The sequence below is a fragment of the Rhodococcoides kroppenstedtii genome (assembly GCF_900111805.1).
Lineage (GTDB): Bacteria > Actinomycetota > Actinomycetes > Mycobacteriales > Mycobacteriaceae > Rhodococcoides > Rhodococcoides kroppenstedtii.
In genome coordinates this window covers 159,092-168,967 of the sequence record NZ_FOJN01000010.1, presented here as the reverse complement: position 1 = coordinate 168,967, position 9,876 = coordinate 159,092, and the positions used below count along the sequence as shown (strand labels likewise).

The 9,876-nt window shown below is 63.0% G+C and carries 7 protein-coding genes; 4 read left to right on the top strand and 3 right to left on the bottom strand.

The window, feature by feature from the left end; translation table 11 throughout:
* Window positions 1-456 precede the first annotated feature (456 nt).
* Window positions 457-711, top strand: coding sequence for a DUF4190 domain-containing protein (locus tag BMZ18_RS12985; protein ID WP_068099768.1), 255 nt, complete (start codon window positions 457-459; stop codon window positions 709-711).
* Window positions 712-843: 132 nt separating this feature from the next.
* Here the strand turns inward: BMZ18_RS12985 and BMZ18_RS12980 are convergent, their stop codons facing one another.
* The 3 genes from BMZ18_RS12980 to BMZ18_RS12970 form a co-directional block, all read right to left on the bottom strand.
* Window positions 844-1,923 (bottom strand): glycerate kinase family protein, encoded by a 1,080-nt coding sequence (locus BMZ18_RS12980; RefSeq protein ID WP_068365421.1) that lies wholly within the window; start codon window positions 1,921-1,923, stop codon window positions 844-846.
* Window positions 1,920-2,102: an IolE/MocC family protein gene (locus BMZ18_RS12975; protein ID WP_068365420.1), complete on the bottom strand. Its 183-nt coding sequence runs from the start codon at window positions 2,100-2,102 to the stop codon at window positions 1,920-1,922. The genes BMZ18_RS12980 and BMZ18_RS12975 overlap by 4 nt, the downstream gene beginning before the upstream one ends.
* 136 nt (window positions 2,103-2,238) lie before the next feature.
* A complete protein-coding gene (locus BMZ18_RS12970) occupies window positions 2,239-3,066 on the bottom strand; it encodes a hypothetical protein (protein WP_139203966.1) in 828 nt (275 codons plus the stop codon).
* Window positions 3,067-3,774: 708 nt separating this feature from the next.
* Between BMZ18_RS12970 and BMZ18_RS12965 the strand changes: the two genes are divergently transcribed.
* Genes BMZ18_RS12965 through BMZ18_RS12955 form a run of 3 tightly spaced genes read left to right on the top strand, consistent with a single transcriptional unit; the run spans window position 3,775 to window position 9,769 of the window.
* Window positions 3,775-5,046 carry a hypothetical protein gene (locus BMZ18_RS12965; RefSeq protein WP_068365418.1) on the top strand — a complete coding sequence of 424 codons (1,272 nt, stop codon included), beginning with the start codon at window positions 3,775-3,777 and terminating at the stop codon, window positions 5,044-5,046.
* Between the two features lie 59 nt (window positions 5,047-5,105).
* Window positions 5,106-7,046: a phospholipase D-like domain-containing protein gene (locus tag BMZ18_RS19435; protein ID WP_169817750.1), complete on the top strand. Its 1,941-nt coding sequence runs from the start codon at window positions 5,106-5,108 to the stop codon at window positions 7,044-7,046.
* Window positions 7,034-9,769: a helicase-related protein gene (locus BMZ18_RS12955; protein WP_139203964.1), complete on the top strand. Its 2,736-nt coding sequence runs from the start codon at window positions 7,034-7,036 to the stop codon at window positions 9,767-9,769. Before BMZ18_RS19435 ends, BMZ18_RS12955 begins: the two co-directional genes overlap by 13 nt.
* Window positions 9,770-9,876 lie beyond the last annotated feature (107 nt).

Sequence of the window (9,876 nt, the reverse complement as noted above, 5' to 3'; positions counted from 1 at the left end):
CACCCGCTACGACAAACTCGCAATCACCTACCGAGCCGCCGTCACCCTCTGCGCAATTCTCACCTGGCTACGCCAATTGGGAGACACGCCCTAGCTGCTACACGTGGCTTGTAACAGGTGCGGTCGGCGGTTAGATGTGAGAGTAGCCAACCGGACAGAAGGAACCGATATGACATACCCACCCAGCGGCGAGCGGCCGGGCCCCACCCCGAGCAGTACGGGCAGGGGCAGCCCCACGGACCTGGTTCCCAGGACGCGTCACAGCCGTACGGCGCCAACTTTCCGGGTGGCCAGGGACAACCGCCTTACGGCTACCAACCCGCAGGATACGGGAACTATGGGCCACCACCGAACCCGGAAAAGAACGGCTTCGGTCTCACCGCTCTCATTCTGGGCATTGTCGGCTTGTTGTTCTGCCTGGTTCCCTTTACCGGGTTCATTGGCTTCATTTGCGGCGTGATCGCTCTCATCTTCGGCATCGCAGGAATCAGCCGAGTCCGAAAAAACAAGGCAACGAACAAGAAAACATCTATCGCGGGCACTATCCTGGGCGCTCTGGCCATCGCCGGAGGCATCTGGGGCATGGTCATCGTCTTCACCGCTGTCGATCAACTCGGCACGGACCTGAACAACATCGGCGACGACTTCGAGAACTACTCGAACTGTATCGAGAACGCGGACACACCGGAGGAGATTTCGGCCTGCGACTGAAGCTCGACGTCCCTACGTGCGCGATCGAGTCGGAGCAACGCCGGTCCACGGCCAATGGGCAAGTGGACCGGCCAGCTTGTTCTCGCGAACTACTGATGTGACGCGCAACTTCCGCCCGTCGATCTTTGGAAATCAATCGCGCATCGCGACCGCTCTCCCGGCCTCAACCAACCACCCCCGCGCATCGGCCATCGCCGCGTCCGACCCACCGGCCAGGTCGGTCAGGGACACCGACGGCACGTCGGACTCCACGTCCACCGCTCCGGCCACCACGACGACGGGAACGCTTGCGTGCGAGCACATCTGAACGACGTGCCCCACCAACTTCCCCGTCAGCGATGTCCGGTCGAACTTCCCCTCGCCCGTCACCACCAGGTCGGCGGACGGGACCGCCGCGACCAAGCCGGTGAGTTCTGATACCCGCTCCGCTCCACCGGCTATCCGGGCCCCTAGCGCGACCAACCCGAAGCCCGTGCCGCCAGCCGCACCGGTGCCCGGCAACCCCGGATCGGCGGGCAAGCCGGCGTCGGCGAGCAACCCCGCCCACCGCTCGAGCGCCTCGTCCATCACCGCGACGTCGTCGTCCGACGCACCCTTCTGCGGTCCGAACACCTGCGCCGCGCCGTCGGTTCCGCACAGCACGGCACGCGTGTCGGTCAGCACCTCGAGGTCCGACGGCACCCCATCGAGTCCGGAAATGTCGACCGACCGGGCGGCGACGAGTCCCGCCGCGCCCTCCGGCACGTCGGCGCCGTCAGCGTCCAGCACGCGAACCCCCAACACCCGCAGCACCCCGAGCCCACCGTCCGTCGACGCCGAGCCCCCCAGCGCCACCGACACGCGGTCGCTCCCGCACGCCCGCAGCACCTCGCCGAGCCCGCGCGTTGTCGCCCCGAACGGATCCAGCTCCTCCATCAGCGCAATCCCCGACGATTCCGCCAGCTCCACCACCGCTCGACCGTCGGCCAGGGTCAGCCACCGCGCGTCGACGGGCCGCCCGTCGGGCCCGCACACGCTCGACGCCACCGACCACGACGAGTCCGGCGAACACGCCGCCAGCACGTCAAGCGTCCCTTCGCCCCCATCGGCCTGGGGCATCGCGACCAGGTCGTCGTCGCCCCGCACCGATGCCCACCCTTCCATCAATGCCGTTGCGGCATCGACGGATCCGATGGTCCCCTTGAACGAGTCGGGGGCGAAGAGCACTCTCATCCGACCGGCGCCGGCAGCACCAGATCGCGGTACCGCTGCTTCATCGTCTCGATCACTTGGTCCCCGTCCGTCGCCCACACCGCCGCGTTCAAGATCTCGACTTCGACGTCACCGCGGTAGCCGGCGTCGTGCACCCAGCGGCCGATGGTGCCGAAGTCGATCACTCCGTCGCCCATCATGCCGCGCGAGAGCAGCGGATCGCGAGCTCAGCGGTCGTGGGCCGCCCGGGTCGAGCGGGTATCTCTGCGAGCGCGCCTTGCAGCACGCGACCTCGACCGCATCCACCCGAAGTACGACTTCGGCGGCGATCGCGAGTCACCACGCGTCTGCCGCCACGCGCTGAGCCGCGGTCGACGCCAACGACGTGATCGCGTCGGCCAACTCGGAATTGCTCTGTCCACCGGACAGCCCGGGAGTTACCGGCACGGACGACATCGTGACGCTGAAGCTCACCGTCCCCACCGACCATGCCGCCTCGACGAGACCGAACTCGTCGTTGACGATGGCGCTGCCACCGTCGAGGGCGATCAGCCGGCCGGCGTCGAGAAGGAAGTCGTTGGTAGCGAGCTCTGCAGATTCAACGTCCCCCGCCGCACTTGCTGGATCGGCGAACTCGGTCGCAGTGAATCCGACTTCGCCTTCTGCGGTCGAGCACACCCAGGAAGCAGAGGCACCGTCGGGGAGATAGGCGGTCGGGTCGTCGGTGACATCGCCGAGTGTCGCGTTGAAACCATTGCGAGTCAGGGCTTCTGTGTCGATCAGCGCGCAGGCGTCACGACGACGAATGTCGGTTGCAGCGGCGAGGGAGGATTCACGCTTCTCTCGATGGTCCGCAAGCGAGCCATCCGGATCCGGAAACTCCACACCACCGGGGCACTGATCGATGTAGGAGGTCGCTATCGCAGGCGTGTCGGTGCGGCCGTCAGCGCCGGCGACGGGCTGTCCCGAATACATGATCCAGCACGGCCTGCCAGTGCCGTAAATATCCTGGTCCGACTCGGGCGTCCAGTCGAAAGCGGTGACCTCGTAGTCCGCAGCGTTCGCGTAGCCGTAGCAGTAAGCCGCTGCCGTCTCAGCCAGGTACGACTTCACGCATTGGTCGGTCAGAGACACGATCTCCTCGTAGTCGACGGTGTCTGCCACGAAACGGACGTTCGACTGACCGCCCTTGGACTCTTTCGTGACAGACTCCGTCCGCACCATAGATCGATCGAACGTCGGTCCGGCATCGGGCGTCGGCGATTCGATCGCAGTAGTTGTATCGCTGGGACTGGCAGGGTCGGACGCAGGGGTATCGGCCGATGGTGAACCGCACGCAGCGAGTACCGCTACAGCCAGAGCAGAAACGAACAGCCCGCGCTTCGAATACAAGGGTTCCTCAACTCACAATGGACGGCAACGCGCCCCTAGGTCAGCAGTACGTCCGTGTTGTCGCCTCTGTCCCGAACGGCGTTACACGAAGGCGCCGGTGCGCTGCCATGCCGGAGGGGCTCGCGTCACGCGCTGCGACCTGCAGGAGAGCAACACGCGCGTGACGAAAGCCCCCGCGACTAGCTCTTCGGGACCGATTCATCGCGAACCGGACTCGCTGGCTGTCAGACGCCTTCCGCAATGTCTGCGGACTTCCCGACCGCGTAGCGGGTGCGACCTTCGGCCGTATGGCGACTGGTGTCAGACGACCACTGATCGCCATCCGTCACACTGAGTCGTTCTCGGGTGGCTCGCCCTGCCCCGAACCACCGTAGTCGCAGCGGGAGATGGCGCGACCTGATAGAAAACACAGGCGAATGCCAACCCGCGACGTACTGGAAAGGTGCCGTCTTGACGGTGGCTGGTTTGACCCTGCCTCACATGTCCCAGTTCGATCCGCCGGTTGCAGGCGAGGGGAGCCTGGACCCGATGGGCCTCGCCACCACCTCGGAGAGGCTGGCGAACGAGCTTGTGCCGGGTTTGAGGGCACGCATGAATCGGTTTCGCTTTCTGACGGCGATCGCCGTCGCCAGTGCCGTCTGCGAGGACTTCTACGACGAGCAGGGCAACGATGGTCGAACAACGCCACAAGTAGCGTTCGAGTGGCTGGTTCTCGAGTCGTTCGCGCATCGCTCCTCCGAAGTGCCTGTCGGAGTGCCGGGCATGCAGAAGGCACGAGCGGTACGCGACCGACGAGATCGATTGTCGGCCAACTCTTATCTGAAGGCCCCCTCCATTTTTGGCTTTCATGGCGTCTACAAGCCCTTGGCAATCGAGTTCGACATAGTGACTCCCACGCTCGGCCCCGGCAAACGTCAGCACGAACTCGTCTCCGCCTGGGAACGCGACAACGACCTGATCGGCTTCCTCGACCGGTCCCGTGATACTGATGGCGGGCGGTTGCGGCGTGATCTCGAGGCGACGGTGAAGCGGTCACTGGGGAAAGCACGCAGCGATTTACCGCTGTCCGGTTGGTCCAGCGGAGTTCTCGCCAACACACTGGGCCCTGATTCCGCCGGAGAAGAAGAGCGCGCGTTGCTCCGACGTACACTGCGGACAAAGCACCCACAACGCGCTGAACTCGCGGACCTGCTCTTGCTCGAGCTCGAGACAGACGGCGACCTGTCGGAGCGGGCCATCGTGTCGAGGATTCGAGGTCTTGCTTCAAAGGGGCTGGGTGACCTACTGGATGCGATCGAGCACTACGAGACGTTCGCCCGCGTGCTTGACGTCCTCTTCCGCACACTTCGGCACGCCGCGTCCACCTATGGGTCTGCTGGTATTACTCCTGACAAGGTCGCCGACCATCCCAACGTCGTGCAGGGGGCTCGTTTGCTGCCCGGAGCTTTCCGAGACGCCCTCCAGGGCTTACAGTCGATCAACACGGAAGCGGGCGGATTCACAGAGCGGTTCGAGGCCTTTTCCGTACCTCTGACGGGGGCCGCACTCGCCCGAACAGTCCACGACCATCACGTTTCCATCCAGAGTTCGAAACCTCCGCACGGCAAGAGGCCGTGGTTCGAAACGTACAAGGGCCTGTGGCTGGTTCGGCCGGGATTCGAACATTTGTCGGTCCCCGAGTTCGATGGGCCGTTCATTCACCCGGTTCGAATCCACGCGCTTCGGCGCTTCCTCCAGGACACGGTCGCGTGACAATGAAACTCTTGGACCATTGGTCAGCTCCAGCGGACGCCGGAGCACCAATCGCCTGTTTGGCGACCACCTTCACCTTCGACTCTCAATTCTTCACGGACGACTGTTTGAGTCGATTCCTCGCACTCACCGCGGTCACCGGTGAAGGCGACAAAGCCAGCACGATCGCCGCGGTCATCGAGGAAGAGATCCGGCTCAGCGAGACAACAGCTGTATCGGTTCTGGTCGACCGAGCAACCCCCGCCGAGAAGCGTAATCTGCGTTGGGATCTCATTCCGATCCCGGTGCGCGGTGGCCTGTTTCATGCCAAGGCAGTGGTTCTGGTCTGGGAGAACCACGCGCGTATCGTGGTTGGATCGGCAAACTTGACCCGAGCGGGGTACCGCTCACAGCTCGAGTCAGCGGTGGCGTTCGATGTGCTGGAAGGGTGTGGGATTCCTCGTGATTTCCTCCTCGGCATCATCAGCGAGATCGAGAGTTACCTAGCGTCCCTCCCTGCGGATGCGTCGGAGGGCAGACGTGCACGCGCGACCTTGACGATGATGCGCGACCGCGTCACCGAGCACGCTCCCGAGCGAGGAACAAGTGACCTCCGCTTCGCTGCCGCACCCGCTTCCCCGGGTAGATGTCCGCTCGGAGTTCACGGAGCCGTTTGGGGTTCGGCACTCAAACCAATACATGCAGTAGTTCTGGCGCCTTTCTGGGATTCGAAGTCCTCCAGACCCATCGACGAGGTTCGGAAGCAACTCACGGGTAGGCCGGCATCTGCGCGTTCTGTTACAGCCGCGATAGGCCAGGACCGAATCGGTAACTGGCTCGCCCCGCTGGAGTTGGCGCACCAGGTCGACGATGTCAGAGCACTCAAGATCGACGACTCCGAGCAACGGACTCTGCACGCGAAGGTGCTGTTGCTGGAAAACGACGATTGGGTGGCCGCAATGATCGGCTCCTCCAATGCGACGTCAGCCGGATGGGGATTGAGGGCCGATACGGGGCATCGTGAACTGAACGTGTGGATCGGTGCCCCCCGTACTTCGAAGGTGGGTAAATCGCTACGCGGGCTGGCCCGGACCGGAGCTCTCGTTGATCTCAGAAGTGTCGATCTCGAGAATGCTGATGAGGACAGCACATCACTCGCGGCCCTGCCGTTGTTCTTCGATCGGTGCACGGTCGCGGTCGACAGATCGACCGCACATGCAACATTCTCGTTCTCCCAGTCCGAACTGAGTCCGCTGACATGGTCGGTGCGCGAGCCTGCGGGCACCATGGCGCTGGACAGCGGCAGCTGGGCGGACTTGCGAAACCCCGCAGCTGCGACCGTTGACCTGAACCGACGCTCGATCCCTTCTGTATTCGACGTGGTCTGGACGGATTCGTCGGGCTCGTACTCCGGAACGTGGGTGGCGAATATCGAGGATACCGACGGCTTGCCACCGCCCGACGAACTGGAGCAACTACCCACCGACCTGCTCCTGAGCGCCCTCGCGTCGACGCGGCCCCTTGCCGCAGCCATCGAAGAACTGGTGCGTCGGCACGAAGCTCGTGGAACGGGAGATCCTCTCGATCCCCTGCGCCAGTTCGATTCCAGCGGACTGTTGCTGTATCGAACCCGGGCTCGCTCGGCCGCGCTCTGGGAGATGAAGGCGCGGATGAGTGCTCGAAGCAGATCCATCGAGGTACTCCGGAGTCGCTTGTACGGAGTGATCGGACCGATCGCGATCGTGCGCAGGATCGCCGAGGAACTGGCCGACAGAGAAGTACCCGACTCGAACGTGTCCTACGCCGAACTGCAATTCCTTGTCGCGGAGATTGCCTTGACTATCGGTACCGTTGACTGGCGGTCGTCGACGGTGGGCCTCGATTGGGACACCGTGAGGCACACACTCGCCACAGCGCTGTCGGAACTCGAATCGATCTGCCCAGCGGCCAACAACAAGAGCCAGCTTTCGCGATACGTGGTGCAGGCTTTCGAGGAGGCCCGGTCGTTGTGTGGAAATTGAGCCCGGACATTGACCTGTCCAGCGAGAACATCCCTGCTGCTGATGCGGAACGCCAGCGTAGAACAGCTGCAGAGATTCTGGAACGTCTCGCCCACCGGCCAGGCCAGGTGCTCGCCGACGAGGTGGGTATGGGCAAGACCTTCGTCGCACTCGCGATAGCGGCATCCGTGGTTCGCGCCACTCGTTACGAGCAACCTGTCGTGGTGATGGTTCCCAGCTCGGTGGTTGACAAGTGGCCACGGGATTGGAACAGCTTCGCGCTGGGACTGTCTGACGCATCGGACATCAAGGTGTCCGGCGCGATCCGCCACGGTACGGACTTCCTGAAGCTGTTGGATGACCCGCCGGATCGGCGATCCCACATCATTTTCCTGACACACGGCGCCCTGACCAGAACTATCAACGACCCGTTCGTCAAATTGAGCCTGTTGAAAAAAGCTGTGGGACGCCGAAAGGATCTCCAGAACCGTTTGCCCGCGATCATCAGGGACGCCGCTACGCTGGTTTCCGACAAGCGTTTCAACAACACACCCTTGGTAACCGAGCTTCTCAACACCCATGAGCGTCACTGGATGAAGGTGTGGAACAACCACTCGGCCGTACTCCTCGACGACGATCCGGTGCCTCTGGTGTTCGCTGACGCGATCGACAGTAAGGTACTCGAACCCCTTCGCGATGCACTGGTCGAACTACCTATTAATCGGTCGTCAAATTTCGAGAAGCGTTTGGGCTCCGCCAAGAAGGCTCTTGCCGCCGCAATGCGGGGCGCCTGGGAGGACGGACTCAGAAAGTTGGACCTGACACTTCCGTTGTTGATTCTGGACGAGGCGCATCATGTCAAGAATGACAACACGATGGCCGCGCTGTTCGCGAACGACGCAGCTGACACTGATTTGGAAGCACTGAGGGGCCCATTGGGTGGCATTTTCGAGCGGATGCTGTTCTTGACCGCAACCCCGTTCCAACTCGGGCACCACGAATTGCTCAGCGTCCTCGGTCGTTTTACGGGCGTCCGATGGGAGAGCGCCGAGGATCGGGCAGCGTTCGAAGCGTCACTCGACGACATCGGCACGGCACTCGACACGGCGCAGGCAGCCGCGGCGACTTTCCAGAAGCGCTGGTCGGCCTTGGATCCGAGAGAGGACGCAGCGTTGTCGCGCGCGACGAACTTCGAGGAACCACTGGGCGACGAATTGAGCGCGGCCGGACGAGCGGCCCTCCATGAGGGCCGCGTGGCCCAGTCCGTGATTGGCGAAGCGGAGAGAAAACTGCGACCGTGGATCATTCGTCACTTGAAGACAAGTGATACGGAGCGACGTCAGTACCGTGCGGGCGCAGCTGTCGTGTCTCCAGGTGCTGTAGACAGGGGTCTCCCAGTCGACGACGATGCGGCACTGCCGTTCTTGTTGGCCGGTCGTGCGGATGCCGTCTCGCGTCTGACGAAGACCGAAGGCGGGGCCACCCGCTCCCTCTTCTCGTACGGCATTGCCTCGTCTTACGAGACGTACCTACGTACCCGCGCGACCGGGCAGTCGGACCTCGACGATGCAGCCGACGCATCCACTCAGCGCGTCGAATCACCCGAGGTTCAGTGGTACCTGGATCGAATCGCCCAGTATCTGCCAGACGATCCTGAAAAATTGGCCGCGCATCCGAAGATCGCTGCGACGGTGAAGCGAACCGTGCAGCTGTGGAGCGCCGGCCACAAAGTGCTTATTTTCTGCTTCTATCAAGAGACCGGACGAGCGCTGCGGCTACACATCGCGCGGGCTCTGGAGAGACGTACGCTCGACCTCGCACGAGTCTCGATGTCCATGGACGGCCAGTCCGACAACGACGTCAAGGTGGCGCTGGACCGACTGAGCGACCGGCTCTTCAGAAGCGACACCAGCAGCTTCCGTCGGCTTCGCGCCGAGATAGAGTCGTGGCTTCCTGCTCTCGACAAAACTTCGCGAGAACTACTCGTCGACATCGTGATTCGATTTCTGCGAACGCAGTCGTTCCTTGTACGATTTGCCGCTCCGAACGCCGGAATGACGGTCGACGACCTGTGGTCCGTGGTGGACAGCGCCAGCCCCGGAAGCGTATCGCTCAAATCCCGCGTCATCTCCTTCGCGACCTTCTTGTCGAGGCGCACCGCGGAGGATAGAGGTCGAATTCTCGACGTGCTGGCGACAGCCAAAACCGGAGACATCACTATCGACGACTTCGATCCGGCTGAGAACTCCTCGCAGCACGTGAGCATTGCGCCGAACGTGCGGCTGGCCAATGGACAAGTCGGCCGCGAGACGCGGCAGAAGCTCATGGCGTCCTTCAACTCACCGTTTTTCCCGGACGTCCTGGTAGCGAGTTCCATCATGGCCGAAGGCGTTGACCTGCATACCGCATGCCGCCACGTCATTCATCACGATCTCGACTGGAATCCCGCTACTCTCGAGCAGCGAACCGGCCGCTTGGATCGATTGGGCTCTGCGGCTATCCTCGAGAAACAACCCATCGCGGTCGACGAACCGTATCTGGGTGGAACCCACGACGAGAAGATGTATCGAGTGGTGAAGGCCCGCGAACGGTGGTTCGGAGTGGTAATGGGCGACTCGCGTACGGTGGGCGCCGCGGGCGATCAGTCACTAGACCTTCCGCTTCCGCACTCGCTTGCCCGCCTGTTGACAATGGATTTCTCGACCTCCGGTCAACCACCGGCCTCGACGCATAGCCTTCCTTGAGGTCGCACACCCGATTTTCGACTCACCCGACACCGAGCACGATGAATCGGATCGATACCCGATCCGCGAGCCGGACCACGGCGACTGGCTCTTGTCGTCGTTGGCCG